Source organism: Companilactobacillus farciminis KCTC 3681 = DSM 20184, assembly GCF_002706745.1.
Lineage (GTDB): Bacteria > Bacillota > Bacilli > Lactobacillales > Lactobacillaceae > Companilactobacillus > Companilactobacillus farciminis.
The window spans coordinates 1,751,250-1,775,866 of the sequence record NZ_CP017702.1 but is presented as its reverse complement, the minus strand read 5'-3'; the positions used below and the strand labels follow the sequence as shown (position 1 = coordinate 1,775,866).

29 protein-coding genes and 1 pseudogene are annotated in these 24,617 nt (G+C 35.4%); 20 read left to right on the top strand and 10 right to left on the bottom strand.

Features of this window, described 5'->3' with window-relative positions:
• Positions 1–71: 71 nt before the first annotated feature.
• Together LF20184_RS08690 and LF20184_RS08685 are read left to right on the top strand one after the other, a co-directional pair.
• A complete protein-coding gene (locus LF20184_RS08690) occupies positions 72–1,496 on the top strand; it encodes a C69 family dipeptidase (protein ID WP_010020300.1) in 1,425 nt (474 codons plus the stop codon).
• 72 nt (positions 1,497–1,568) lie between these two features.
• The gene (locus tag LF20184_RS08685; protein WP_010020299.1) at positions 1,569–2,402 is read left to right on the top strand and encodes an alpha/beta hydrolase; all 834 of its coding nucleotides are present in this window, start codon (positions 1,569–1,571) and stop codon (positions 2,400–2,402) included.
• 489 nt (positions 2,403–2,891) lie between these two features.
• Here LF20184_RS08685 and LF20184_RS12860 read toward each other — a convergent pair whose 3' ends face one another.
• Together LF20184_RS12860 and LF20184_RS08675 are read right to left on the bottom strand one after the other, a co-directional pair.
• A complete protein-coding gene (locus LF20184_RS12860; protein ID WP_170175139.1) occupies positions 2,892–3,089 on the bottom strand; it encodes a hypothetical protein in 198 nt (65 codons plus the stop codon).
• A 98-nt stretch (positions 3,090–3,187) separates the two neighbouring features.
• Complete coding sequence (locus LF20184_RS08675) at positions 3,188–3,622, bottom strand: ACT domain-containing protein (RefSeq protein ID WP_010020298.1); 435 nt, start codon at positions 3,620–3,622, stop codon at positions 3,188–3,190.
• A gap of 138 nt (positions 3,623–3,760) precedes the next feature.
• Between LF20184_RS08675 and LF20184_RS08670 the strand changes: the two genes are divergently transcribed.
• Entirely contained in the window at positions 3,761–4,453 is a 693-nt protein-coding gene (locus LF20184_RS08670; protein WP_010020297.1) for an NAD(P)H-dependent oxidoreductase, read from the top strand.
• A gap of 2 nt (positions 4,454–4,455) precedes the next feature.
• Positions 4,456–4,635, top strand: a complete 180-nt coding sequence (locus LF20184_RS08665; protein ID WP_010020296.1) for a hypothetical protein — start codon at positions 4,456–4,458, stop codon at positions 4,633–4,635.
• A 35-nt stretch (positions 4,636–4,670) separates the two neighbouring features.
• Here the strand turns inward: LF20184_RS08665 and LF20184_RS08660 are convergent, their stop codons facing one another.
• Complete coding sequence (locus LF20184_RS08660) at positions 4,671–5,378, bottom strand: B3/B4 domain-containing protein (RefSeq protein ID WP_010020295.1); 708 nt, start codon at positions 5,376–5,378, stop codon at positions 4,671–4,673.
• A gap of 118 nt (positions 5,379–5,496) precedes the next feature.
• Here LF20184_RS08660 and LF20184_RS08655 point away from each other — a divergent pair, with 118 nt between their 5' ends.
• The 6 genes and pseudogenes from LF20184_RS08655 (at position 5,497) to LF20184_RS08630 (ending at position 9,288) form a co-directional block, all read left to right on the top strand.
• Positions 5,497–6,357: an SDR family oxidoreductase gene (locus tag LF20184_RS08655; protein WP_010020294.1), complete on the top strand. Its 861-nt coding sequence runs from the start codon at positions 5,497–5,499 to the stop codon at positions 6,355–6,357.
• Positions 6,358–6,456: 99 nt separating this feature from the next.
• Positions 6,457–7,079: pseudogene (locus LF20184_RS08650) on the top strand (DUF6198 family protein).
• A gap of 132 nt (positions 7,080–7,211) precedes the next feature.
• Positions 7,212–7,487 carry a hypothetical protein gene (locus LF20184_RS08645; protein WP_010020291.1) on the top strand — a complete coding sequence of 92 codons (276 nt, stop codon included), beginning with the start codon at positions 7,212–7,214 and terminating at the stop codon, positions 7,485–7,487.
• Positions 7,488–7,601: 114 nt separating this feature from the next.
• Positions 7,602–8,054 (top strand): MarR family winged helix-turn-helix transcriptional regulator, encoded by a 453-nt coding sequence (locus LF20184_RS08640; RefSeq protein WP_010020290.1) that lies wholly within the window; start codon positions 7,602–7,604, stop codon positions 8,052–8,054.
• Complete coding sequence (locus LF20184_RS08635; RefSeq protein ID WP_010020289.1) at positions 8,054–8,572, top strand: GNAT family N-acetyltransferase; 519 nt, start codon at positions 8,054–8,056, stop codon at positions 8,570–8,572. Before LF20184_RS08640 ends, LF20184_RS08635 begins: the two co-directional genes overlap by 1 nt.
• A 2-nt stretch (positions 8,573–8,574) precedes the next feature.
• The gene (locus LF20184_RS08630) at positions 8,575–9,288 is read left to right on the top strand and encodes a B3/B4 domain-containing protein (protein WP_194073948.1); all 714 of its coding nucleotides are present in this window, start codon (positions 8,575–8,577) and stop codon (positions 9,286–9,288) included.
• Between the two features lie 80 nt (positions 9,289–9,368).
• Here the strand turns inward: LF20184_RS08630 and LF20184_RS08625 are convergent, their stop codons facing one another.
• Positions 9,369–10,514, bottom strand: coding sequence for an MFS transporter (locus LF20184_RS08625; protein ID WP_056945243.1), 1,146 nt, complete (start codon positions 10,512–10,514; stop codon positions 9,369–9,371).
• A 142-nt stretch (positions 10,515–10,656) separates the two neighbouring features.
• Positions 10,657–11,430 carry an NrtR DNA-binding winged helix domain-containing protein gene (locus tag LF20184_RS08620; RefSeq protein WP_010020283.1) on the bottom strand — a complete coding sequence of 258 codons (774 nt, stop codon included), beginning with the start codon at positions 11,428–11,430 and terminating at the stop codon, positions 10,657–10,659.
• A gap of 227 nt (positions 11,431–11,657) precedes the next feature.
• On the opposite strand from LF20184_RS08620, the gene LF20184_RS08615 reads away from it, so the two are divergent.
• Both LF20184_RS08615 and LF20184_RS08610 read left to right on the top strand, forming a co-directional pair.
• Entirely contained in the window at positions 11,658–12,287 is a 630-nt protein-coding gene (locus LF20184_RS08615) for a WxL domain-containing protein (protein WP_010020281.1), read from the top strand.
• A 74-nt stretch (positions 12,288–12,361) separates the two neighbouring features.
• Positions 12,362–13,399 (top strand): WxLIP family cell surface protein, encoded by a 1,038-nt coding sequence (locus LF20184_RS08610; protein ID WP_010020279.1) that lies wholly within the window; start codon positions 12,362–12,364, stop codon positions 13,397–13,399.
• 34 nt (positions 13,400–13,433) lie between these two features.
• On the opposite strand, the gene LF20184_RS08605 is transcribed toward LF20184_RS08610, so the two are convergent.
• Positions 13,434–13,745, bottom strand: a complete 312-nt coding sequence (locus tag LF20184_RS08605) for a DMT family transporter (RefSeq protein WP_010020278.1) — start codon at positions 13,743–13,745, stop codon at positions 13,434–13,436.
• Between the two features lie 905 nt (positions 13,746–14,650).
• Between LF20184_RS08605 and LF20184_RS08595 the strand changes: the two genes are divergently transcribed.
• The 3 genes from LF20184_RS08595 to LF20184_RS08585 are packed head-to-tail and all read left to right on the top strand — an operon-like array spanning position 14,651 to position 16,703.
• Positions 14,651–15,262 (top strand): ATP-binding cassette domain-containing protein, encoded by a 612-nt coding sequence (locus LF20184_RS08595; protein ID WP_010020275.1) that lies wholly within the window; start codon positions 14,651–14,653, stop codon positions 15,260–15,262.
• An 11-nt stretch (positions 15,263–15,273) separates the two neighbouring features.
• Positions 15,274–16,092 carry a DNA/RNA non-specific endonuclease gene (locus LF20184_RS08590; protein ID WP_010020273.1) on the top strand — a complete coding sequence of 273 codons (819 nt, stop codon included), beginning with the start codon at positions 15,274–15,276 and terminating at the stop codon, positions 16,090–16,092.
• 50 nt (positions 16,093–16,142) lie between these two features.
• Positions 16,143–16,703 carry a sugar O-acetyltransferase gene (locus LF20184_RS08585; RefSeq protein ID WP_010020272.1) on the top strand — a complete coding sequence of 187 codons (561 nt, stop codon included), beginning with the start codon at positions 16,143–16,145 and terminating at the stop codon, positions 16,701–16,703.
• A 114-nt stretch (positions 16,704–16,817) separates the two neighbouring features.
• Here LF20184_RS08585 and LF20184_RS08580 read toward each other — a convergent pair whose 3' ends face one another.
• Positions 16,818–17,546 carry an SDR family oxidoreductase gene (locus tag LF20184_RS08580; RefSeq protein WP_010020271.1) on the bottom strand — a complete coding sequence of 243 codons (729 nt, stop codon included), beginning with the start codon at positions 17,544–17,546 and terminating at the stop codon, positions 16,818–16,820.
• 74 nt (positions 17,547–17,620) lie between these two features.
• Between LF20184_RS08580 and LF20184_RS08575 the strand changes: the two genes are divergently transcribed.
• Positions 17,621–18,100, top strand: a complete 480-nt coding sequence (locus tag LF20184_RS08575) for a MerR family transcriptional regulator (RefSeq protein ID WP_010020270.1) — start codon at positions 17,621–17,623, stop codon at positions 18,098–18,100.
• Between the two features lie 56 nt (positions 18,101–18,156).
• Here the strand turns inward: LF20184_RS08575 and LF20184_RS08570 are convergent, their stop codons facing one another.
• Positions 18,157–19,200, bottom strand: a complete 1,044-nt coding sequence (locus tag LF20184_RS08570; RefSeq protein ID WP_010020269.1) for an alcohol dehydrogenase catalytic domain-containing protein — start codon at positions 19,198–19,200, stop codon at positions 18,157–18,159.
• Between the two features lie 143 nt (positions 19,201–19,343).
• Here LF20184_RS08570 and LF20184_RS08565 point away from each other — a divergent pair, with 143 nt between their 5' ends.
• Together LF20184_RS08565 and LF20184_RS08560 are read left to right on the top strand one after the other, a co-directional pair.
• The gene (locus tag LF20184_RS08565; protein WP_010020268.1) at positions 19,344–20,051 is read left to right on the top strand and encodes an AzlC family ABC transporter permease; all 708 of its coding nucleotides are present in this window, start codon (positions 19,344–19,346) and stop codon (positions 20,049–20,051) included.
• On the top strand, positions 20,038–20,364 hold the full coding sequence (locus LF20184_RS08560; protein ID WP_010020266.1) for a branched-chain amino acid transport AzlD family protein: 327 nt from the start codon (positions 20,038–20,040) through the stop codon (positions 20,362–20,364). The genes LF20184_RS08565 and LF20184_RS08560 overlap by 14 nt, the downstream gene beginning before the upstream one ends.
• Before the next feature lie 461 nt (positions 20,365–20,825).
• On the opposite strand, the gene LF20184_RS08550 is transcribed toward LF20184_RS08560, so the two are convergent.
• Positions 20,826–21,656 (bottom strand): hypothetical protein, encoded by an 831-nt coding sequence (locus LF20184_RS08550; protein ID WP_010020264.1) that lies wholly within the window; start codon positions 21,654–21,656, stop codon positions 20,826–20,828.
• A 112-nt stretch (positions 21,657–21,768) separates the two neighbouring features.
• The gene (locus tag LF20184_RS08545) at positions 21,769–22,305 is read right to left on the bottom strand and encodes a TetR/AcrR family transcriptional regulator (RefSeq protein ID WP_010020262.1); all 537 of its coding nucleotides are present in this window, start codon (positions 22,303–22,305) and stop codon (positions 21,769–21,771) included.
• A 440-nt stretch (positions 22,306–22,745) separates the two neighbouring features.
• Between LF20184_RS08545 and LF20184_RS08540 the strand changes: the two genes are divergently transcribed.
• A complete protein-coding gene (locus tag LF20184_RS08540; protein WP_010020261.1) occupies positions 22,746–23,285 on the top strand; it encodes a PadR family transcriptional regulator in 540 nt (179 codons plus the stop codon).
• Positions 23,286–23,299: 14 nt separating this feature from the next.
• Positions 23,300–24,469 carry an MFS transporter gene (locus LF20184_RS08535; RefSeq protein ID WP_035182219.1) on the top strand — a complete coding sequence of 390 codons (1,170 nt, stop codon included), beginning with the start codon at positions 23,300–23,302 and terminating at the stop codon, positions 24,467–24,469.
• Positions 24,470–24,617 lie beyond the last annotated feature (148 nt).

Genomic DNA, 24,617 nt, shown 5'->3' with positions numbered 1-24,617 from the left:
AAAATTTCTAATATAGCTACTAGATTAAAAGCTTTTTTAATTTTATACTTATTTTAAAGGGAGGGAACAAAATGATAAATCCAAGTTCCGATTGTACTGAGATACTAGTTGGTAAAGCTGCTAGCATGGATGGTTCCACTATTGTCGCCCGTAATGAAGACGGTTATGGTCCAATCAATCCCATTAAATTTGTTGCACATGTTGCAAAAGATCAAAAGAATGCTTTTTATACTTCAGTAACTACAGGTGTAAAAGTACCACTACCTGAACACGCTCTAAGATATACTGCTACACCACAGGCAGACCAAAGTGATGGTCAATATGAAGAAGCTGGTATTAATGAATTAAATGTTGGTATGAGTTCAACAGAAACTACTGCTACTAATGCCCGCGTTTTAGGATACGATCCATTAGTTCACGATGGTATTGATGAAGAAGCAATGTTGACCTTAGTTTTGCCATACGTTAAATCCGCCAAAGAAGGTGCCAAGAGATTGGGCGCTTTGTTGGAAAAATATGGTACTGGTGAATGCAATAGTATTGCTTTTAACGATAAAGATGAAATCTGGCTCTTAGAAACAGCGGGCGGTCACCATTGGGCTGCTATGCGTTTGCCAGAAGATACTTATGCTATCGTACCTAACCAAACCGTCATGCAAGAAGTTGACGTCAATGATACTGATAACTTCTTAGTAGCAACTGATTTGGTTGAATTTGTCGAAAAACATCATTTAAATCCACAACCAGGTCACTTTAATTTCCGTGAAATTTTTGGAACTCAAAGTGAAGCTGATGCTTATTACAACACGCCACGTACTTGGTATGGACAAAAGATGTTCAACCCAGAAATTGAACAAGTGCCAACCGCTCAAGATATGCCAATGTGCAGAAAACCTGCCAAGAAATTAGCTATTGAAGATGTTGAGGCTTTCTTGTCATCACATTACAATGGTACGAAGTATGATCCATTTGGAACCTTTGCTTCAGGAACTCCAAAAGAACAACGTCAATTCCGTTCTATTGCTATGGATAGAAATCAAGCTTCATCAATTTTACAAATCAGAAATGATGTTGATGATGATCACGCAGCTATTCAATGGTTGTCAATGGGATTCTTTGCTTACAGTCCTTATGTACCATTCTTTACTAACATTACTGATACACCAGAAGACTATAAGAATACAACTACTGAAGTTTCAGTCGACAATGTTTATTGGTTAGAGAAGACTTTGTCAGTTATTATCGAGCCACATTATCACGAATATTCTGATATGGTTCATGCTTACTTAGACGGCTGCCAATCATTTGCTCGTCAACGAGTTGAAGAAACTGATCAAGCGGTAGCAAAAGCTGATGATGTCACTGAATTTTTGACAGCAAGCAACCAAACAACAGCTGGTGAAATTTCTTCTCGCACGCACCAATTGTTTAATAACTTAGTCAAAAAAGGTTTATTACTATCAAAGACTACTTGGGAAAAGGGTCAAAATTTGTAATCAAAAAGACTTAGAGAAATCTAAGCCTTTTTTTGTTGACTCAAAGTAAAAATGCATTAAACTTTGGTAATAATGAAAAATAAATTATTAATCAAAATATTATTAATTAGTTTCGCAGTCAGTTTAGGTTTTTTAACCAACGCTCAAACTACTTTTGCCAGCTCCAATAATCCTAGAGAAATTCCAACGTTATTTTTTCATGGTTTTGGTGGTACGGTGCGGTCGATGGACTACTTAATTGATCAATCACAAGCCGACGGGTACGCGACTAGAACGTTGACTATTTTTGTTTCGAAAAAGGGTAAGCTCAGTTTTGATGGAACTTGGCCCAAAAATGCTAAGAATCCAGAAATTCAAGTTTTGTTTGGCAATAATCATCAATCCGATTACCATAAAACAGCTAAGTGGATCAATACGATTATTTTGACCTTGCAAAAAAGATATCAGATAACTAGGTTTAATGCCGTGGCACATTCTTGGGGCAATAACGCCGTTATGTATTACTTATTTAAATATAGCGACAAGAAAAATCAACCTCAAATCGATTCCTTAGTAAATATTGCTGCGCCGATGCAAGTGTTGAATCGAGACATTTATCGACGTAACCCTTGGCGCTATTCTGATCAATTGACCAGAGACTTTGATAAATATACTCATCCTGATTCGGTTATGCGTCAACTTCACGTTCGGGAATTGAATATCATCGGGCAGCTTTCTAAAGAAGATCATTTTGATAAAGCTGTACCGGTTTCGTCGGCAAAATCATTGAAAAAAGTCTTTAAAGGACCGCATCAAACGTATCAAGCACGACTCTTTACGGGAAATCGGGCAGAACACAGTGCCTTGACGAGAAGAAATCCCAGAGTGCTGCACGATATTGAACATTTCTTGTGGCAACGAAATTAAAAGAACAGATTCTCCATAACAAATTCATTATTTAGTCACATTTATCCTTTAAAGTATCACTTGAATAGAAATCTTAAATGGTAGGTGACGCAATGAACTTTTTATGGATGATAATTATTTTTGTCCTCGGGCTATTTTTAGTATTTTATGGAAACCATGTTAAAAATCGATTTATGTCGAAATGTTTATTCACTTTTGGAACAGTAAATGTCTTAATTGCCATGTACATTGCGTGGCCAAAATAAAAAGCCCTCAAAAAGAGAGGGTCCTTTCTTAATTTTAGGTTATCCTTAGATGTCGTCGTCCGTTCTGCTTTGTGGATGCTGGAACGTACTGGGTACAACTTTAAGCCAATTCCAGAATCGGGAACTGTCTTAAAGCTTGACCTTTCACTAAGCAATAAATTGCTAAGTGAAATTTCAGTACTGAGCATCCACAAAGCTGCCACTACCGACTGGAAAATGTTTTTTATTATTTATTTCAAGTAAATCAAAAAAGCATCAATTCAGATATAGTTGATAACCATTTATCTGAATTGATGTTTATATGTTTGATCATAAAAAAATATAGAACCACTATCCAGTCCGGAATAGCAAAGAAAATTGGCTCAGTAGTGAATTTATTCTTAGCAACTTGTTGCTTAGAATAAGGTCGAGTTTTGAGATTTTGCGCACTTGGTTTATGCAAAAGCTCAAAATCGTGCCCACTACGTTCCAGCCAAATTTTCTTTGCTATGGAGGACGGAATCTTATTACTAACCGAAGTTAAGAAAGAAACAAGAGAGCTTACTCGATCGCAACTAACTGCACATTTTCTACGGCGTCAGACAATTGTAGTTTATCGATCAAATCGTCCATAGTTCCGTTTAGATGACTGATATCTAAGGAAATGACGACGGTCGCAATGTTATGAATAGGGATGTTTTGGTTGATAGTCAAGATAGAAGCGTTCAATTCAGAGATGTCAACTAGAACTTTGGAGAGCGTTCCTTGTTGGTGTTTGAGCATCATTGAAATTACAGCTTTGCGCTCGTTTCTTTCTTCGTCAGGCTTAAAAACCAAATCTTTATATTTATAATAAGTTCCACGACTAATGCCTACGACTTTGACGGCTTCGCTAACGTTGTGGACTTTTTTTGTTTCCAATAAGTTACGTGCTTCAATAACTTTTTCAAATGATTCCGGAAGAATAGAGCTATCAACTATATAATATTTTTCCATAATAAACTCCTTAAGCGAATCGGTATCTTCTTCAGTATATCATTGGATTTTGTCGTTGGAATTAATTTCTAGAAAATAGTTTCAACTGTTATAAAGAGTGATTTTTTGCTATTCTAGTCTTGATTGGAGATGTTAATTTTGAAAACTTTGGTAATAGTGTCACACCCAGAAATCAATAATTCACAGACACAGCAATTTTTGCTGCAAGGTGCTAAATTGCAAGACGTGACTTGGCATCATGTAGAAGAATTGTCAGAAATTGATGTCGAAAAAGAACAAGCTTTGTTAAAGGAACATGATCGAATAATTTTTCAATTTCCTTTATATTGGTATGCAGCCCCAGAAGGATTGAAGCATTGGGAAGATAACGTTTTGACGAGAAATTTTGTCTATGGTGATGGTGACGATAATTTAGCCGAAAAAGAATTCGGTATCGTTGTCAGTACCGGGATGCCCTTGAAGGATTTTCAACGTGGCGGCAGTGAGAATGTGACGATCGATGAGATAATGGCGCCTTATTTTGCAATTGCTCAACGTGCTAAGATGCAAATCTTGCCAGTATTTACGATTGCCCAATTTCAATATTTGCAAGAAAATACACAGATGCAGTTGCTGATTGATTATCAACGTTATTTAACGCAACAATACCCCGACAGTTTACAAAATCGTCAAATTTGGTTTGAAAGAGAATTCACTGACCGATTTAAGAATTTTGATGGTACAAACTGTAACGAATGTGAGACAATTTTGAATACTTTTATCCAGCAACGAGAGGATATTTCACAATTGAAGAGTACGATTAGTTTAATCAAACAAGGTGAGGACGAATAATTATGAGTGAAACTGGTCAATGGTTAAGTAAAACAGTTAATGATTTATCTACTAAACAGACTCAATATGAAAATCGGGCCTTTTTGGTAGCGATGAAAAAAGTGATTGAAGAACAAAATCAACGTCAAGCACAATTAGAAGGCGAAGTCGACGGTCGACTTTGGAATCATGAACAATGGTAAAAAATAATCCACCTAATATTAGGCGGATTATTTTTTTATTTAGCAAAAACAAATTCTGGATTGTCACGAGTAAGAATCGTTAAGTCATTGATGTCGATATTTAGATAATCGTGGAATCGTTTTTCTAGTTGATGAGCGGCAGCTAAGTGGTCATCGTCTCTTTCAGGTTGAATGTTTTCCATATAAAATAGTAAGTTTTTGGTTTCATCGGTATCGGCTACACGGGCACTGTCTCGCCAAGCCCAGCAACGTGAAATTATATCTTGATCATCACGATAAATTACTTCACCTGGTAAGGCTTCTTCAATTTCATCTTCACCGATGGGAGTGAAAGGTTCGCCACCTTTGGCAACAGTTAGATGAACGTCGCCAACAATTTTATCTAGGTCTTCAGCGGCAATTGGGAAGGCGTATTCTAGGGAAACTGAATTGTAGACGTCAACGACTGGATTGATATTGCCCACGCCTTTGTTATTTTTGGCCCGTTTTAAGAGATTTTCCACAGCGTTACGAGCACCTTTTTTAGTTTTGAACTTACGATAGGCATCACGCCAAGCCTTAACTACCGGATTAGCACTGATTGGGTCATCAGGTACCCATTTTTTGGCAATCTTATTGGCGTTTTGAATTAAATCATTTGGAACATTTTGATCCTTATTGTCGACATTGTGGGCTGTCATTACGGCAATTTTTACATCAGGAAACAAATCCCAAAAAGCTTGATCGATTATAATTTTTTGCATTGGAATCCCCCCATTATTCTTTTAATTCCATTATATAATTTTTAAAGGAATAAAGTTGATTAATTTGACAGCCTGTTATTTATATAGTAACATTTGTGACGAAAATGGAGGTAGGATGATGAAATATTTATTAACTGGAGCAACAGGCCATCTAGGTGGTCATATTTTTAATGAGTTGGTCGAATTGGTGCCAAGTAACGATATTACGGTCGGTGTTCACACGGTTTCTAAAGCCGAATCATTGGCAGAAGCTGGTGCAAAAGTTGTTGGCATCGATTTCTTGAAAGAAGATATCTTATTGGAGGCTTTTGAAAATATTGATGTTTTAATTTACGTTCCAAGTAAAAGCCACGATAGTTTCAGTCGAGTTAGCGAACTAGAAAATGTTTTGACGGCTGCTAAAAAAGCTCGAGTTGGACATATTTTATCGATGGGCTTTATTGCTGATCAAGTTAATAATCCATTTGATTTGTCCGCCTTTTACGGTTACTTGCCACGTCGATTAGCTGCTAGTGGAATTCCTTATACGATTATACGTAATGCTTTGTATGCAGATCCTTTGGTACCTTATTTACCAGAGTTGATTGAACGTCAAAATATTATTTATCCGGTAAAAGATCAGGCCTTGTCATTTATCAGTTTGCAAGATAGTGCCAAAGCCTTTGCCAAGGTTGCCAGTAAAGAAGCCTTGTTGCAGAATGGAAGAATTTATACATTAACTCAATCGAGAAATTATACAATGCCACAGTTAGCAAAAGTTTTGAGTTCAGTTTCTGGCAGTGAAATTGGTTATCAACCGGTTAGTCTTGATGAATTTGCTCAGATTTATAACCAAGGCAATGAAGGACATATGTTATCTTCAATGTATGCTGCCGGAGGATTAGGATTATTGGATGAAATCAGTTCTGATTATCAAACAATTATGGGACATCCAGCTCAAGATTTAACAGAATTTCTAAATATGAATTATGGTAAATAGTTTTTTGAATCAACGTGTCATCTTGTTGTATGATAGACAGCATATTGTGTAAGAGGTGATACTATCAAAAATTCAATCCAAACTAGAGTTATTGGCTTAATTTCTGGTTTGATTTTAAATGCTTTTGGAAATGGTTTGTGTATTTCGGCTGATATGGGTAGTGGTCTGTGGACGGCTTCAGCAGTCAATATGACTAAGTGGTTTGGTTGGAATACGGGACTATTGTTATTCATTATCGGAGTGATTAATGCAATCACGAATCAATTCTTGATTAAAAGATTAGATACAAAACGTTTGATTGGTGAAGTTCTCTACGTCATGTTTTTCAGTTATTTTGTAAATGTGTTTACTAATTTGCTCAATTTCTTAGGTGTACCGAGCTTACCAATTTTTATTAGAATTATTTTATCTTGTTTAGGCGTAGTCTTTTTCTGTGTGGCTATTTCTCTTTATCAAAGAGCCAATATTGTGATGCATCCAAATGACGATACGACAATATTTTGAGGTTCTTATATTTAAAAGGTAACTCAACAGCAGCTCAAATTATTGATTTTATTCCTCCAATTATTATTATCATCGTAGCGGGGATTGCCATCGGTCAAGTTTATTCAGTTAATATTGGAACCATCTTTTCTTTTATTTTTAACGGAATCTTGATAGCTAGTGCCGATAAGTGGATTTGGCCATCATTAAAGCATAATTTCAAAACAAAAAATAATTAATTTTATGATATTTGGCATTTCAATGAAATTTCTACCTAGAAGTTATATAATGTAAATACGGAACGTGGTGAACGCTTACATAAAAGCGGAGTTCTGTCGAGAGATTAATAATTAATTAGGTGGTGCGTATTGATGAAACTAAATGACAATACTGAGGCAAAGAAAGTTTTATCGGAGCTATATACCGATATTAATAATCAAAAAGACATCGACAAAGAAGATTATTCCAAAGATTTTGTTCTAAAAACATATAATTTGTTGAATAAGAATTATTCTTTCCAATACTTATTTAGCCGATTGCGGGATGATCGAAAAGTTCAAGCCACACTTGCTAAATTGGAAAACGGTGAAGACTATATCGAACAAATCGACCAATTTGCCCATAATGTAAACTTTGCAATTCATTAATATAATAAAAAATTAGCAACGAATAAAGGTTGCTAATTTTTTTATCCTTAAGTTTTGTTGCAAATGCAATAAAATAATTATACAATACAACTTGTTTGGAAGAGAGGTAATTTTGTGGTAGACATTTTGAGATCTATTGGAGTGATTGCTAGATCATTGGATTCAATCAGTAATATTGAATTTAAGCAATATGATTTAACTAAAGGACAGTATATTTATCTAGCACGAATTTACGAGAATCCTGGTATCATTCAGGAAAAAGTGGCTGAAATGATCAAAGTTGATCGAACGACTGCAGCTCGGGCTATAAAGAAACTTGAGAATAATGGCTTTATTGTTCGTAAACAAGCTCCAGACAATAAGAAAGAGAAAAAACTTTATGTGACTAAAAAGGGTGAAGAAACTTATCCGATTTTGTCTCGTGAAGAAAATTATTCTAATGAGATTGCCTTAAGTGGGCTATCAGATAGTCAAAAGGAGCAAGTCTTTGAACTTTTGGAAGTAGTTGAGAAAAACATTTCTGAAAATTGGGAATACGTAAAAAAAGGTAATAAACGGGTGTATTGATGATAAAACTTATTAAATGTACGCCAGAAGATGTTGAAGCTTTGCAAAATATCAGTATTGAGACTTTTTCAGCAACTTTTGGTCCTTATAATACGGAAGCAAATTTAAAAGGCTATTTAAAAAAAGCTTATGATATTGAAGTTTTGCGGCAAGAATTAAGCAACCAGAATTCCGAGTTCTATTTTGCTTATGAAGATGATGAAATTGCTGGATATTTGAAAATCAATATTCTGGATGCTCAGAGTGAAAAAATGGCCGATGATTTTTTGGAAGTTCAACGAATCTATGTCAGAGAGCAGTTTAAACGTCACGGTATTGGCAAAAAAATGCTGGAATTTGCTATCAAAAGAGCCAATGATTTGGGTAAAGATCGTTTATGGTTAGGCGTCTGGGAGAAAAACTTTGCAGCTCAGAATTTTTATCATTCTCTGGGTTTTGAGAAGTATAGTTCTCACCGTTTTACGATGGGTGATTCAGTACAAACAGATTTCATTTTAAAAAAAGAATTGAGGAAATAGTAATGACAAAAGTAGTTATAGATAAAGAGTTTTTTGAATTATTCCCAGAAGCACAAATTAGTACTTTAACAATTCATGGGATCGACAATCATGTGGATGAAAAAGATGATCCATACTTTGCTAAATTGTTGCACGAAGGTTCAGAAGAATCGAAGAAGTTTATCACCAATGATGTTTTCCGTGAAAATGATGTTATTGATCAATGGCGTCAAGCCTTTCGTCAATTCAAGACTAAAAAAGGTGCTCGTTGTTCAATTGAAGCTTTGTTGAAACGGGTCAGTCAAGGACATGAATTCTCACCAATCAATCCACTAGTTGATATTTACAACAGTGTTTCTTTAAAATATGGTGTTCCTTGTGGTGGAGAAAATATCAACGCTTTTGATGGCGACATGCATTTAGGAGAAGCTAAAGGTGGCGAAGGTTTCAAACCATTAGGTGCAACTGAAGATTCACCAGCTTTACCAGGAGAAATTATTTATTATGATAATTCCGGTGCCATTTGTCGTTGTCTTAACTGGCGTGAGGCTCAAAGAACTATGTTGACAGAAGATACAACTGATTCAGTCTTGGTTGTTGAAGCTACCAATGAGGAACAAGCTAAACGTGCTAGTGAAGCAATTGAAGAATTAAAGGAATTGACTGAGAAGTATTTCAAGGTTGATGGTAAGATTGAGCATTTGACAAAAGACCATCCAGAAACTGAACAATTATAGAATAAAAAGCCTCTATTCGGGAGTATTCTCCAATAGAGGCTTTTTTGACCTTGAATTAATGATTAAGATGAATTTTTTAATTATTTTTGATCGTTATCGACCATGCCAAAGACTAGCACGATGATACCGATAACTAAACCGACAACGAAATAAGAGAAGACGGTTGAAACATTGATACCTAATCCTAATGAGAAACCAATCAAGTAAGGTCCAATTGTAGCACCGATTCGTCCAATCGATTGAGTAAAACCAATACCAACGCCACGAATTTCTAATGGATATTGAGTTGGTGTTAAGGCAATCATGATTCCCCAAGCACCTAAAGTAAAGAAGGAGAGAATACAACTACTGAAGACAACTAAAAACTCGCTTTGAGCAGTGGCAAACATAAATGCTCCGATGATAGTACCCGTTAAATAAATGGCGAGAACTTTTTTACGACTGAGTTTACCCATTAAATAAGCGGCTAAGAAATATCCTGGCAACTGGGCAAAACTCATCAATAAAGTATATTTAAAACTGTGGACAACTGAGAAACCACGTTTGATCAAGACACTAGGTAGCCACAAAAACATACCGTAGTAAGTGAACATGATGATAAACCAGAGAATACTCAAACAAATAGTAGCGCGACGAAAATCCTTAGACCAAATCTGACCGAAAGCGACCTTTAAATTCAATTTGTCATTTTTGACATTTGTTTGCTCTGGTAAATGGCGTCTGATCACTAATGTGTAAAGGGCCATAACCGAAGTAATGATAACTGTTGGACGCCAGCCATAAACCGGCATGAATAAAAAGGCTAGTAGGGATGCTAATATCCAACCAATGGCCCAAAAGCTATCGACCAAAATTAACATCTTTGAGCGACGATGACCCGAAAATGAATCAGCAATGATAGTTGTTGCTACTGGTAATTCGCCACCAAGTCCAATTCCCGTGATGAAGCGGACTAAGAGAAATTGTGGCAAGTTTTGTGTCAATGCCAGTGCTAAATTACTGATAGAGAACAATAATAACGTAATGATGATAATATTTTTCTTGCCAAATTTATCAGCTAAGTAACCGAATAGAATGGCACCGATAATCATACCGACAGTCGTAATGGAACTAACTAATCCCACTTGTCCGTCAGTTAATAGCATTTCTTTTTTTAATAAGGGCATGATAAATGATAATAAAGCTACGTCTGCAGCATCAAATAGCCAAGCCGTACCAATGACCATTAGTAGTTTCAAGCCACTATTGTCCTTGGTATTTATTTCTTGTGATTTCAAGATCTACCTCCAAAATTATAAAGAATAATAACTATTTTTATTAAAAGTAAAATGTACCTTAAATAGCTTAAAAATAAGACTAGCAGAAGCCCTATTTTTGGTCAAGTAGACCACGAAGTTTATACAATTTGGCCGGTCGACCGCTCTTGCCGTGTTCAATGCCTACTTCAGTGAAGAGGTGAGAGTGAGTCTTGCGAAAGTTAGAGTTATCAATGTTTGTAACTGGCTCTTTCCAAAAAGTTGCGTAGACTTCACGGGCTTGTTTGAGGGTAAAATGATCTCCTAAAATCAACAAAATCGTTGGCAAATAATCGAGTCGGTTAGTGATCCTGCTAAAGGCTAAGCGAAGAATTAATTCATGGTCAGCCGTCAAATGCTTGTCATTATTGAATTCATCGATATTGTTATAAAAATCACTTTCCGATATTTTATCCGATAAAGTTTTAAAAATTAAATTGCGATATTTCAATAAATATTGATCTGCTGCATATTGAACGTGGAACCATTCAGCATCTTTAGCACCGTAGCCAGCGGTTAAATCAACTTTTTGTGGAAGATAGGTCATGTAAGTTAAAGCAATTTCTCGATTTTTTTGAGTTCGATTTACATTACTAAAGGTGGCTAATTGTTCAGTTGAGAACTCTGGTAGCTTGATACCGATTTTTTCTCGAATCAAACGCAAAGAAGCTTCTTCAGCACTTTCATTTTGGCGAAGAATCGTCGTGGGTAGTCCCCATTTATCAGTGTTTTGACCAAGTGAGTTTTTAACTAGCAAAACGACTATTTCTTTATTAGTTGGATCAAAACTCCAAATAATATTAGCGACATTGATGATTAAATTATTGTTCAAATTAGTTTCAACCATATGTTATGACACCTTCTAATTATTACTATACTTATTATAATTTACTTTTCGTACACTGGCATTAGATTTACTTGTTAATAAGTAAAAAGGATTATATAACTGAGATGGAGGTTGAGAGGTCTCCGAAAAGATGGTAAAAGTTATTCCCCAAAGGGTCCTGGAAAACCATCTTGAAAGTTGGCTCTGTTTCATATCGAAAAAAATCGCATATGGAGGGGAATTATATAATGAAAAAATTATTAAAGAATAGTCTATTAATCGGTGCTGCAATTTTAGGGATCGGTTCTGTTGGTGCTGGTGGAATTGTTGCAAAAGCTGCAACAACGACGGCACCTCCAGAAACTTCAACTTCAACGGCAGATTTGACGCCCGGAACGATTACGTTGGATAGTGTACCTGGTGGTTCGACAAGTACAACGACACCTGGTGGAATTGATTTTGGTACTGTTGCATCAAGTGCTAGCGACGCTACTTACAAGTCAACGAGTATTTCCAGTGATTTGCATGTAACTAATCCTGGTGAACCAACTGGCTGGTCAGTTTCAGTTGCAGATAGTGCTTTTAGCAATGCCACTGGTGGAAGTTTGAAAGGCGCGGTATTGTCACTTGCTGATAGTAAATCACCAGCTTTGACAGCCGATGCTTCGGATAACGTTTCTACATTGCCAACATTTAGTCCAACACTTTCATTGTCAACAGCTCCAGTAACTGTAGTTGATGCTGCTGCTGGTGATGGTATCGGTGCTTATACGGCTACATATAATCCTACTGATGCTTCATTGATGGTACCAGCTGGGAATGCCGGTGGATCTTATAGTTCAACATTGACTTGGACTTTGTCTAATGCACCTAGCTAAAATAAAAGTTACAATTTGAGGTTACAAAGAAGAGGGGTATTTAATAATGCCTCTTTTTTTTTGGAGGAAATATTTTGAAAAAGTCGTTAATGGGATTTTTGATTTTCATATCAATGTTTCTTGGTTTTCAATTTTTAAATACTCCAGTTCAAGCTGCAGTCACGCCAACAGTCAATTATAGTGTCAGTCCAGAAAGTGCCACTAATCAAATTGATAAAAAAGTCGGTTATTTTGATTTGAAAGTTAGTCCTAACCAAAAAGAGAATATTAAATTTAAAATCAATAATAACAGTACTTCAACACAATCTTACAATGTTCAGATCAATCGTGCTACGACTGATGTCAATGGTGTGATAGTTTATAACAAACATGGTGTTAAGCCAGACAGCGATTTGAAATATAATATCGAAAATTTGGTAACTTATCCTAAGAAGGTGACCGTACCTGCTAGATCTTCAAAAGAAGTAACAGTTGGTATTCAAGCTCCCAGTGGTCATTTTGAAGGTGAATTATTAGGCGGTATTTTAGTTGAAGAAAATAACCAGATAAATAATAAAAAGAGAATTAAAGGTGTTTCGTTAAGAAATAAATATGATTATGTTTTGGGTTTACAGTTACAACAAAGTACTGCTGCTGTAAAATCTGATTTGAAGTTTGATAAAGCTTTTCAAGTAACTACGAATAGTGACCAGATTTCAGTTGAAGGTCAGATGGATAACGATGTTCCTGAATTGGAAAAGAAAGTTTCAGTTGATGCAAAAGTAACTCCTAAGAATAGTAAAAAGATTATTTTGAAATCCGATAAGCAGAACATGTCCATTGCTCCAGATAGTGATTTTGATTATCCAGTTAATGTTAATACGCCTAGTGGTGTCGGTAAAAATAAACGTCTAAAACCCGGTACTTATACGATGTATTTGAATGTCAAAGCCAATAATGGAGAAAATAATTGGAAGATGAAGCGTAACTTCACAATCAGTAGTCGTGAAAACAAGCAATTGAATAAGAAGGTTCCAAATCGTTCTCATGATCTATGGATTATTTTAGGTGCCATCGTAGCTATGATGGTAATTGCTGGTAGTGTTATTTATATTTATAGAAAAAGAAGATAAAAAAAACGTGTGAATTTTAGAATTCACACGTTTTTTAGAATGCATTTATTAGAACGGTTCCCGATACTACTAAAACGAGTCCAGCGATTGAAGCAGCTGACAATGATTCGTGATAAAAGACCATTCCTGCAATTGTGACTAGTATCAACCCAACGCTACCCCAAGTAGCATAAGTCAAACTAAGAGGTAATCTTTTCAATACGTGGGAGAGGACGAATAAGCAGATGAAGTAAGATAACAATGTACCCAATGTAGGTAACAAGTTAGTGAAGCCATCCGTCTTCTTTAAAAGTGAAGTTCCCAAAACTTCAAAACCGATTGATACTAGTAGTAGTAAGTAATTCATAGGCTTTTCCTCGGTTAAAATTTTTCTCTCAATATCATACCCGATTTTTTCTAAAAAGACACGAATTATTTTTTAAATTGAGAAATTTTTCATATGATTTTATAAATTTTGACGTTTTTTAATATATCAGAATCATAATTGACAGTTAAGTTAAAATATATTAATTTAATTGATGATTTTTGAGAAAATGGGGATTGATTTTTGGAGTTAAGAAATGATTGGGCACTTTTTAAAATACAGCTAACAATAGCTTTCAAAGAACGTTTTTACTTCGTTTACACTTTATTAGTACCGATATTTATGGTTTTTTTGAATAAAACTTTGGACTTTCAAGATAATGAATCGATCTATGTATACTGGTCGTATATCGTCGTGACTACGGTTTTCAATGGCTTTTTACTGAATTTAGTTCGCTTACGTGAGAGCGGATTTTTAAAAACGCTGACTTATTTGAGTGGTTCGCGACATTCGATTATTTTGGCCAATTTGTTAGTTCAATTGATAATCGTACAATTAGAAATTCTTCTATTTAATTTGTACGTTACTTTTTTTATTACCCACGTGTCACTGTTGACTTTTGTATATGGTCTTTTGACGTCATCATTGATAACTGTTTTATGTGCAGCGATGATGTCAATTTTTTTTGTCTTAAAAATTCAGCGGACAATTTTTAATTATTTAGTCGGAGGCTTTTTTACAATTAGCGTGTTGATGTTAGGCATTCATCCACAAGGTTTTAATAAAGCTATTTTGACAATATTTAGTCCATTTCAATTCGTCTATGGACTGTATGTTGTACCTTGTTCAACTGTTAGATTCGCTGTTTTTCTTGCACTGTGCAGTTTGTTATACTTGATAATCAGCCTGTTAGTTTTTAAGAAATTTTCGATTGGAGAAAGATTGCGATGAAGATTGAAAATTTTAATTTAGCTACTAAAAAACAAACTTTCTTTAAAGATGTTAATTTCTATTTTGAAGATTGTCAGTTGAACTTTGTACTTGGTAAACGTCAGAGCGGCAAGACTGGATTGTTAGATCAAATAGCTCAAAGTGAATCGTTTGATAATTTGATTGGTTTTCCTAAAACGCCTGAGATTGCCTATTTAGCACAGCAAAATGATTTTTACGTTAATCTGAAAGTAAAAGAAATTTTGAATTTTATCAGACAATTGGATGGAAACAAAAATTTTACACCGCCTTTACGTATTTTACAGTTAGAAGAACAAAAATTTTTGGAACTATCAGCGGTTGAAAAGAAGCTCGTAATTATCTATCTCAATATTATGGTAGAAAAGGAATTGTATTTATTCGATGAGCCAGAAATGGGATTAGATTTGGAAACATCTCAAGAGGTTTTTGGCTGGATCAAAGGTTTGGTAAAATTAGATAAAACGGTCATTGTCGCCACAAATAAATTAGATAATATTTCTGATATTGATAATGTTAACTATATCAAGGCATGTGATGAAATTTTAGTCGACAGTTACTTAAAAATTAAGTCACGAATGGCTTTTTAAAGGGGATTATTTTGAAAAAATTACTATTGTTATTATTACCGTTACTTATAGGTGGTTGTGCAGCTAATACTAATGATCAAAATCAGCAGAGCAATACTCAGACAAAAGTTGATTCGGTTGTTAGTGCTGAAAAGTTAAGTCAATGGACGTATTCATCGGGAGATAAGCCAGTTAAAATTTTAAATGATGACAAACCTTCAACAATTAAGGCGTCTGATTTCAAGAGTGAGCATATCGACTATGGTGGTTTGGACAAACTCAATCGAACCAAAACAGCGACAGCCTACTTAACGAGAAATAATCTGGGACGCTCGAATACTAGAACCGAACAGACTTGGCGACCTACTGGATGGAACAATCAACCTAAATATGTTAAGGGACAGCGTATAATTCCCCAAAACAGAGGGCATCTAATAGCTTATACGATGACTTTTAATTTGAACAAGTCAGGTCAAGTTCAACAAGGGCAGTTGGGTAGTATCGACAATCCATATAACTTGTTTACTCAAACGAGCTTTTCTAATCAGAAGACTATGGTTCAAGTTGAACAAATCGTTCGTAATTCTTTGACTAGAAATAAAAAAGTGATTTATCGTGTAACACCAATTTTTCGTGGTAATGAATTGATGGCTCGTGGCGTTTGGGTCCAAGCACTAGCGACTGACGGTAGTATGAAGTTGAATCGTTATTTGTGGAATGTTGAAGATCACTTACAATTCGATTATGCGACCGGTCGTTCAAGAGTTGATTTGGAATTTCAAGTTCCCGAAGTGAAGAATCCTTATCAACAGCATCACTATTATAAAAAGAATTATCACCGAAATTATTAATTTGACTTAAACCTATGTTTAAGTGGTAATTTGAATATGAGGTGTTTGAAATGAAAGAAATCGAAAAATTAGATAATGGTGATTGGTATTACTTTATTGATGAAGATGTAGCTGCTCGTAAAGCTCATGCGGCTAAGTTGTGTCAAGAGTTTAATGAGATTCCTGCAACAGATCCTGAAAAACAAACTGAAAAAATCAAAGAGATCTTTGGTTCTTATGGCAAGAATGTTTCTGTTCAAAGTCGTTTTAATTGTGATTATGGTAAAAATATTCACGTTGGGGATGATTTTTTAAGCAATTATAATTTAACGATTTTGGATGTTGCTCCAGTAAATATTGGTAATAATGTGATGATTGGACCCAATGTCGATATTTATACGGTTAATCACCCAATGACTGCTAAAGGTCGTCGTGAATATTTGGGCAAAGGTTTTCCAGTTACGATTGGAAATGATGTCTGGATCGGTGGTAAAGTCACTATCACGCCAGGAGTAACGATTGGCAATAACGTTGTCGTTGCTGCAGGGGCTGTGGTAACTAAAGATATTCCTGATAATGTTTTGGTCGGTGGAGTACCTGCTAAGGTGATTAAAAAGTTAGATGTTGAATAACGAAAAAAATTCCAGGATTTTATCTCTAATTGAGTAAAATCTTGGAATTTTTTTACTTTTTTTATTAAACGGTGCTAATTAATTGTTATAGAGCTATTATTATTTCTGTTCAAACTAATATTTAACGTTGTTTGAAGCTAATCTGAGTTCAACGATACGTGAATGTTTTGGTTGAGTGCAGACTGAGAGTAAGGCACTGGCAACGTCTTCAGGGGTTAGGAAGCCTGATTCTTGAACACCTTGTTTAGTTCTACCAAAACCAACCTCAAAATTAGTAGCACCAGCGTGTGGACAGAAGACACAAGTTCTAATACCATCATCGAGTAATTCATGATCTAGTGCCTGTCCAAAGCCACGCAAAGCAAATTTGCTACAAGTATAAGCAGTTTCATCGGCATGACCTTTGATACCAGTGACGGATGAAGTTAAAATAATTTGTCCATCGTGTTGTTTTTTCATTTCTGGGACAGCATATTTAGTGAAGCAAAACGCACTCTTAACATTGGTGTCCATAATTAAGTTAAAATCTTCGACTGAAGTATCTTCGATAGATAACAATTTACCGATACCAGCATTGTTGATTAAAATGTCTATTTTGTGGAATTTCTCAATTGCTAGTTGGACAACCTTTTGTGCGGTAGTTTCATCTCTAGCGTCACCGGCAAAATAGAACGATTGATTACCAAATTCCTGACATTTTTTTGTAACCGCCTTGAGTTTTTCTTCGTTACGAGCAGTTATAATTAAATTACAGCCTGCTTGAGCAAATTTATAAGCGGTGCCAAGTCCGAATCCCGAACTAGCTCCAGTGATGATGGCAACTTTTCCTTTTAGTTCATTCATAATAAGTACCTCCTCTTAACAAAATCGATGTTAAAGCTTAAACCTAGGTTTAAGTCAAGAAAGGATTTAAAAAAATGGAATATTTAATAGGCGATGTAGCCAAAAAAATGGATATCAATGCATCAGCAATTAGATTTTATGATAAGAAAGGCTTGCTTCCTTTTGTCAAAAGAGATGAAGCTGGTCGTCGAAAATTTGAGCAACAAGATATGAATTTTTTGGAAGTGATCGATTGTCTGAAAAAAAGTGGCGTGCCAGTCAAAGACATCGCCCACTTTGTCCGTCTCTGTATGGAAGGGGATGGTACTCTTCAAGAAAGATACGATTATTTAGATAATGAAGAAAAAGATTTAGAACAAAAAATAGCTGATATGAATGATAAATTAGCTTTTTTAAGATTTAAAAAATGGTATTATAAGACATCAGTTGAAGCAGGGACTGAAAAAATCCATTTTGTGCCAGGGCAAAATCTAGTAGCTCCAGATACTAAAGATAAGTATCAAGCTGAATTAAAAAAAGTTGACGACGTACATGATTTAATTGATTTTAAATAAAAATAGAGCTTCATATTGTTAATACAATACGAAACTCTATTTTTTTAGACTAATAATTAATCACTAACGACAACTAATGACTTGATGACTTTACGATCAGTCATAGCTTTGTAAGCTGCATCGATGTCATCGAGTTTGAAACTCTTTGTGAAAACTAATCCTGGATTGATTTCTCCATCTAGAACAGCTTTCAAAAGAAGTTGTTTGTCATAAGTTGAAACTGAGGCAGGGCCACCGGCAATTGAAATGTTGTTGGCAAAAGGAGTAGTGATATCCATCTTACCAGTATGTGGCAAACCAACACGGCCAACGACACTACCAGGGCGACCAACACGTAGAGCAGTTTCGGTTGATAACTCAGTTCCGACACATTCGAGTACCGCATCAGCACCGAAGCCGTTAGTTAGTTCAAGTATCTTTTTGACACCTTCATCACCACGTTCGGCGACGTTGTCAGTAGCACCAAAAGTTTTAGCGAGTGCTTGACGGTCAGGGTGGCGGCTAGTTGAGATAATCTTCTTAGCGCCGAGTAGTTTAGCAGAAATGATTCCACATAAACCAACAGCTCCATCACCTAGAACAACGACGGTATCGCCTGCTTTGACGTGAGCAACACGAGCAGCATGGAAACCAGTTGCCAAAACATCAGCTAAAGTCAAAAGTGATTTGAGCATGCCTTCACTGTAATCACTAGGTTGACCGGGAACTTTAATCAAAGCCCATTGACCGTGTTGGAATCTGACGTATTCAGCTTGGTTGCCATTACTGAAATTGTCATCGTGTGATTGACAATCGCCGTCAAAACCAGCTAAACAAGCGGGACAGTGTCCACAACCATGGGTGAATGGAGCAATTACAAAATCACCAGGTTTAACAGTTGTGATATCTTTTCCGACTTTTTCAACGATTCCGATAGCTTCGTGACCAGAATTTTCAGAATTTGGAGCTTTTTCTTCAAGACCTCGGTAAGCCCAAAGATCTGAACCACAGACACAGGCACGGACGACTTTGATAATTACGTCATCGTCTTTTTGGATAGTAGGTTTAGCGACATCTTCGATCTTCATTTGACCGACTTTTTCAAAAACAGCTTTTTTCATAAATTTGCCTCCATTGATTTGTCACTTTGATTATAACGTTTTTTTAAAGAATATTTGTTTTTTGAGTTAATTTATTATATCTAATTGACATTTAACTAAATTAAAATTATTATAATTATTTAAACTGAGGAGGGGGAAAGTATATGGATGATAGTTTAAGTGTTGAGACTGCCGTCAAAGATACGCTCCCAACAGTATTTGGTTACATTGGAATTGGCTTGTCCTTTGGCATTGTAGCCGCATCTGCTGGGATGAGTGTTTTGATGGCAACGTTGATGTCGTTGATAGTCTATGCAGGTTCGGCACAATTTATTTTGGTCAGCTTGTTAGTGATTGGGACGCCGATTGTTTCGATTGCTTTGTCAGTCTTTTTGGTCAACTCACGAATGATTTTGATGAGTATGACGACTGCAAATTTCTTTAAGAAAAATTCTTTATTTGAGAATATTTTGTTAGGAAGTTTGATTACTGATGAAAGCTTTGCTTTGAGTATGAATAAACTCAATTACACGGATGGTAAATTAACTTTTAAATGGTTCAATACTGTCAATGTGATGGCTTATCTAGTCTGGGCTGTATCGACTGCCGTTGGTGCAATGTTGGGAAAAATCATCAGTGATCCGGAGAAACTCGGTCTAGATTTTGCCTTAGTAGCGATGTTTATCGGCTTGCTATACTTACAATTGATCAGCGACAAATCGATTTCTCTGAAAGTTCAATTGATTGTTGTTGGCATCATGCTGCCATTGGTTTATTTTGGATTGATTTTTATTTCTAGTGATTTATTGATTTTAGTCGTAACTTTGATAGGTTGCACGATAGGGGTGATTTTGAAACATGCCATCAACTAAATTTGTTTTATGGACTTTAATTGCGTGTGGGTTAGTGACCTGGCTGTCTCGAATCATGCCGTTTGTCCTTTTAAAAAAATTTAATTTGTCACCAAAAGTAGTCGAATTTTTAGGTTTTGTGCCAATAACCATCATGGCTGCTTTGTGGTTTGAAAACTTGTTCCACCAGCAAATTGGCCATCTACCACAGATTGACTTTGCTAATTTGTTGGCTTCAGTACCAACTGTTTTGACTGCCATTCTTACTAAGAAGTTATTGCTTATCGTTGTTGTTGGGATTATTTCTCTGGCGTTAGTACGATTAGCTATCTAAGAACTCTTATTTGCGTTGGTACCTGTCAAGTCGATATTTGAAATAATATAAAAATTGAATACTTTTTTAGATGGCCATACCCCAGTGGAACACTGGGGTATGGTTATTTATTGTTCTATATGATTAAAATAGTGAATTCCTTCGTCGACAAGTTTAACTAGTTCTTTGTAAGTCTTAGACATTGGATGACGATTCATCCAACGTGATTTGAATTCACTCCACTAGCTTTCCATTGGTGAATTATCATATGGTGTACCCGACCTTAAGATACTTTTAATAACGCCATGTTCATCTATGTAATTTCCAAATGATAATGATGTAAACACTGATTTGCGGTCCGTATGGACATCTTCAGCTTTTGTAAATGCACGTTGAAATACAATTATTTCAGTTGCTGAAGCTGATATTACTTGAAATAAATAACGACCATATCTTGTATGTAAATCTCTTTCTGTTTGGAACTATTCAGGTTGGGAATGCATTTGTTTTAAAATATTGATAAACAACGAACTAAACTCAATTGCAAAATGTCGTTGATGACCAACAATTGCTGTATCGGGTACGCCGGCTGGAGCAAATAATCCTAAATCAACATGCAAACCGTCCTTAGTGGGGATAAATTGGTGCAAAGCGTACTGCTGAATATCAAATTGATCACTTGCTAATAATCCCTTACCAAAGATAATTTTCTTGGTCCGTGGATCAATTTTATCTAGAAATTTTTCTTCCTTAGCATCAAGCATCATTAAATTGAAGTGGGTAGGGGAACCATATTCACCAAAAGTCTCGACTACATCTTGTATGTTCCTTTTCTGAGAAAAAACATAATGTTCAGGATGTAAATCGTAAGCTTTCTCTAAAATAGCTATCTCTTTATTAGATAATCCAGTTTTAAATCCATTTTGAATGTTAATTTGAGCAATTTTAGTGATAGTTAAACCTTTAACGTCTAACTGGATGTGCATCTCTTTTAGTGGGGCATCTTGTGGAGTTCTCGCAATTATCTGATGCCACATTTCATCTGATTTCTTAAATTCATCTTGCAATAATTCAAGAATTTTATTTGGCCCTAAAGCTAATTTGGTCTCTTTCGCTGCCTGAATTAGATCGTCATCACTTAAATCATGAAAAGCATCTTGAAGTAAAGTTTGATTTTTCAAAATAACTTTTTGTCCATAATCGGCAAATAACTGAAGAACAACTAAGGCTCGTTTAGCTTTCCAATGTTTGATCTCTTCCCATTGGACGGGACGGTTATCTATAGTAACGGTTAATTCTGGATATACTGTCATAATTCAATTCTTCCTCTCTGTTGATAATTTTATTATCACGTCAGAAAGGAAGAATTAAAATAAGCATCTTTAGACTAACAGTAAGATATCGAACTAATTGCTATCATCAGTTTTAAAACTGCTTGTTTATCTCTTGTAGACCATTCAATAATTCCAACATTACTTTTTGTAGTTGTTCTTTATTTTGCGGAAATTCATTATCGTTATGTATCAGTAAGCTTTCAAAAACAACCGCTGCAAGAAGTCTAGCCGCTAATGGATCATTAATCGAATGAATTTCTTTTTGAAAAACGTCAGCTAATATCTGCTTAATGGTGGTATCAACATTAAAGTTACTAAAATGAATTTTTCGTAACAGCAGGATTTTACTAGAAAGAGTATTGAGTGCATCCAGTAATTTAGATTGTATCCCTGTCTGAAGCCGTTTGCTTAAAGTAATTTTGTACTCATTAAGGTATTTATCTAACAGTTTTTGGGCTAAGTCGTATTTATCAACATAATGATAATAAAAGGTGGTTTTACCAATTAAAGCCTGATCGGTAATTTCCTTAATCGTAATTTTTTCAAAATCTTTCTTTTTGAGTAAATTCCAAAAACTATTCTCGATAGTCTTCTTAGTTTTAATAACTCGTAAATCATTTTCTCCCATGATATACACCTCGGTAATTTTAATTGAAATGCTTAGTTACTTAAATTGTAAAGATAATTGTGTGTCCAAATTTAAAATTGAAGTGTAACCCTTAAATGACTGGACCAGAAAAGCCGCATGAAGACCTATTCTTAAATTGCGTTTCTTGATTCTAGACTGGCATTTAATGTCTAGTTCTTTCATTTATTATACTTGAATACCTAGTCTCATACCTGAAAATGATTTCTTAAACCATATTTATAAGCAAGAGTTTCGAGAGAGCTTTTACCCTCAAGATAATCAGTTATGACTTGTAACTTCAATTTATTTGGATATTTTGTACGTTTTATTTTTTCTCTCATTTAGGGAGGGATAAGAGTTTTTTTGTATTTGACACAACTATCAGTCTGATATATATTAAAAAAGTTGTGCTTATATCAGACTGATATAGAGGTGAGATTATGTATGATTTATTCGTTTTAGGTCAATTAATGGACGAATCAATGAGTGGTTATTTGATGCAAAGTATTTTACAGCAGATCGTTGGACGGCAGAGAAAAATCAGTTTTGGGATGATTTATCCGTTGTTCAATCGCTTGAATGAAGCTGGTTATATTACGATTTCTGAGGTGAAGTCAGAGAATAATCGCTTTATTAAAGTTGCAACGATCACTGAAGCAGGCAAAAAACGTTTTTATGAATTAATGGCACAAAAAGTTCCATTGAATCCCAATTTAGATTTTACTTATAGCGTAAAATTCCGTAATTTTCATCAAGTAGACTTAAAATTGAAAGAACAGATTCTGCATGATTATCAGACTTATTTATTAAAGAGCCAGCATTTATTGACTCAACAAGCACGAGAATTAGAAAGTACGAAGATTTCTAAAACTGATTTGAAGAATGCCAGATGGGTCATCGAATTAGAACAAATGAAGATGAAGGCAGCTTTAGATTGGGCAAAGGAATCGATTGAACAGTTAAATGAGGGGGAAAATTAACTGTGGAAAAAACTATGTCAAGAAAGACCATTTTATTGATGGCCGTAGTAACAGGTGTCATTGTTGCTAATTTAAATTTTATTCAGCCAATTGAAAACTTGATAGCAACTGATTTTGGAGTATCAAAAGCAGTTGTTGGGATATTAGCGATGGTGACGCAATTAGGCTATGCTTTTGGTTTATTGTTGATAGTCCCATTAGGAGACATTTTTGATCGATATCATCTGATTCAATTCATGATGATTTTGTCAATTGTTTCATTAATAATAGCCTTTTTAGCACCAAATGCCGCGGTATTTGCGATTGCCACGACTTTAATTGGTATCACGTCAGTTGCACCGCAAATTATCATTCCTTATGCAGGTTATTTAGCGCCAGCTTTGCAACGAGGAAAAGTTTTGGGAATTGTTTTGAGTGGACTGTTGACAGGTATTTTATTGTCACGTTCATTCAGTGGATTATTGGGAAGCATCATGCCTTGGCAAGATATTTATTTAGTTGCGGCGGTAATTGATTTAATCTTTTTGGTTATCGTGCACCGCTTTATGCCAAAGGATCAACGTGGTCATCAAGATTTAAATTATTTGTCAGTTATCAAAATGTTGCCAAAATTATTCATCAGTCAAAAAGAATTACGTGGATCTTCTATCAACGGTTTTTGTATGTTTGGAATGTCCAACGTTTTGTGGTCAACCTTAGCTTTCTATCTAGCAGACCAGTATCATTTAGGAAGTAATGTCGCCGGATTATTAGGATTGCTTGGAATTGCCGGAGTTTTAGTAGCACCTTGGGTCGGAGATTTAGTAGATCAAAAGTCACCTAAGCTTACAATCGGCTTGAGTATGATTTTCTCTGGTCTAGCTTTTGTGATTTTTTGGTTAGTTGGTTTCTGGATTATTGGCTTAATTGTCGGAATCGTTTTGTTAGATTTGGGAACGCAATTCAGTCAAGTTTCTAATCAAGCAATCGTTCAGTCAATCAATCGTAAGCAAAGTAGCCGTAACAATTCAGTCTTCATGTTCAGTTATTTCTTAGGTGGTTCAATCGGAACCTTGTCAGCTACTTGGGCTTGGGGAAAATTCGGTTGGTCCGGAGTTTGCGTTGTCGCCTTTGTTTTCTTGTTGATCTCAATTTTGGATCACTTGATTGTTGGTGAGCCTCAGAAACTAAATACTGAAGAATAATGGTTAATTTTTAGCAATCAGATTAATTTGACATCAAAAATGGCATCTATATTAAGGATGGTCCTCAAAAAATTGGGCTATTCTAAAATATAGATGCTATTTATTTTTTGATATTAGAAATAGAACCACTGAATTAGTCCGGAATGGC

Coding starts and splice junctions, on each gene's coding strand:
- LF20184_RS08580 (WP_010020271.1), bottom strand. CDS start 17,546: ATGAATGAACTAAAAGGAAAAGTTGCCATCATCACTGGAGCTAGTTCG.
- LF20184_RS08685 (WP_010020299.1), top strand. CDS start 1,569: ATGAAAAATAAATTATTAATCAAAATATTATTAATTAGTTTCGCAGTC.
- LF20184_RS08655 (WP_010020294.1), top strand. CDS start 5,497: ATGAAATATTTATTAACTGGAGCAACAGGCCATCTAGGTGGTCATATT.
- LF20184_RS08635 (WP_010020289.1), top strand. CDS start 8,054: ATGATAAAACTTATTAAATGTACGCCAGAAGATGTTGAAGCTTTGCAA.
- LF20184_RS08615 (WP_010020281.1), top strand. CDS start 11,658: ATGAAAAAATTATTAAAGAATAGTCTATTAATCGGTGCTGCAATTTTA.
- LF20184_RS08605 (WP_010020278.1), bottom strand. CDS start 13,745: ATGAATTACTTACTACTACTAGTATCAATCGGTTTTGAAGTTTTGGGA.
- LF20184_RS08665 (WP_010020296.1), top strand. CDS start 4,456: ATGAGTGAAACTGGTCAATGGTTAAGTAAAACAGTTAATGATTTATCT.
- LF20184_RS08560 (WP_010020266.1), top strand. CDS start 20,038: ATGCCATCAACTAAATTTGTTTTATGGACTTTAATTGCGTGTGGGTTA.
- LF20184_RS08675 (WP_010020298.1), bottom strand. CDS start 3,622: ATGGAAAAATATTATATAGTTGATAGCTCTATTCTTCCGGAATCATTT.
- LF20184_RS08620 (WP_010020283.1), bottom strand. CDS start 11,430: ATGGTTGAAACTAATTTGAACAATAATTTAATCATCAATGTCGCTAAT.
- LF20184_RS08660 (WP_010020295.1), bottom strand. CDS start 5,378: ATGCAAAAAATTATAATCGATCAAGCTTTTTGGGATTTGTTTCCTGAT.
- LF20184_RS08595 (WP_010020275.1), top strand. CDS start 14,651: ATGAAGATTGAAAATTTTAATTTAGCTACTAAAAAACAAACTTTCTTT.
- LF20184_RS08550 (WP_010020264.1), bottom strand. CDS start 21,656: ATGACAGTATATCCAGAATTAACCGTTACTATAGATAACCGTCCCGTC.
- LF20184_RS08570 (WP_010020269.1), bottom strand. CDS start 19,200: ATGAAAAAAGCTGTTTTTGAAAAAGTCGGTCAAATGAAGATCGAAGAT.
- LF20184_RS08630 (WP_194073948.1), top strand. CDS start 8,575: ATGACAAAAGTAGTTATAGATAAAGAGTTTTTTGAATTATTCCCAGAA.
- LF20184_RS08575 (WP_010020270.1), top strand. CDS start 17,621: ATGGAATATTTAATAGGCGATGTAGCCAAAAAAATGGATATCAATGCA.
- LF20184_RS08585 (WP_010020272.1), top strand. CDS start 16,143: ATGAAAGAAATCGAAAAATTAGATAATGGTGATTGGTATTACTTTATT.
- LF20184_RS08645 (WP_010020291.1), top strand. CDS start 7,212: ATGAAACTAAATGACAATACTGAGGCAAAGAAAGTTTTATCGGAGCTA.
- LF20184_RS08545 (WP_010020262.1), bottom strand. CDS start 22,305: ATGGGAGAAAATGATTTACGAGTTATTAAAACTAAGAAGACTATCGAG.
- LF20184_RS08540 (WP_010020261.1), top strand. CDS start 22,746: ATGTATGATTTATTCGTTTTAGGTCAATTAATGGACGAATCAATGAGT.
- LF20184_RS08625 (WP_056945243.1), bottom strand. CDS start 10,514: ATGGTCATTGGTACGGCTTGGCTATTTGATGCTGCAGACGTAGCTTTA.
- LF20184_RS08565 (WP_010020268.1), top strand. CDS start 19,344: ATGGATGATAGTTTAAGTGTTGAGACTGCCGTCAAAGATACGCTCCCA.
- LF20184_RS08690 (WP_010020300.1), top strand. CDS start 72: ATGATAAATCCAAGTTCCGATTGTACTGAGATACTAGTTGGTAAAGCT.
- LF20184_RS08535 (WP_035182219.1), top strand. CDS start 23,300: ATGTCAAGAAAGACCATTTTATTGATGGCCGTAGTAACAGGTGTCATT.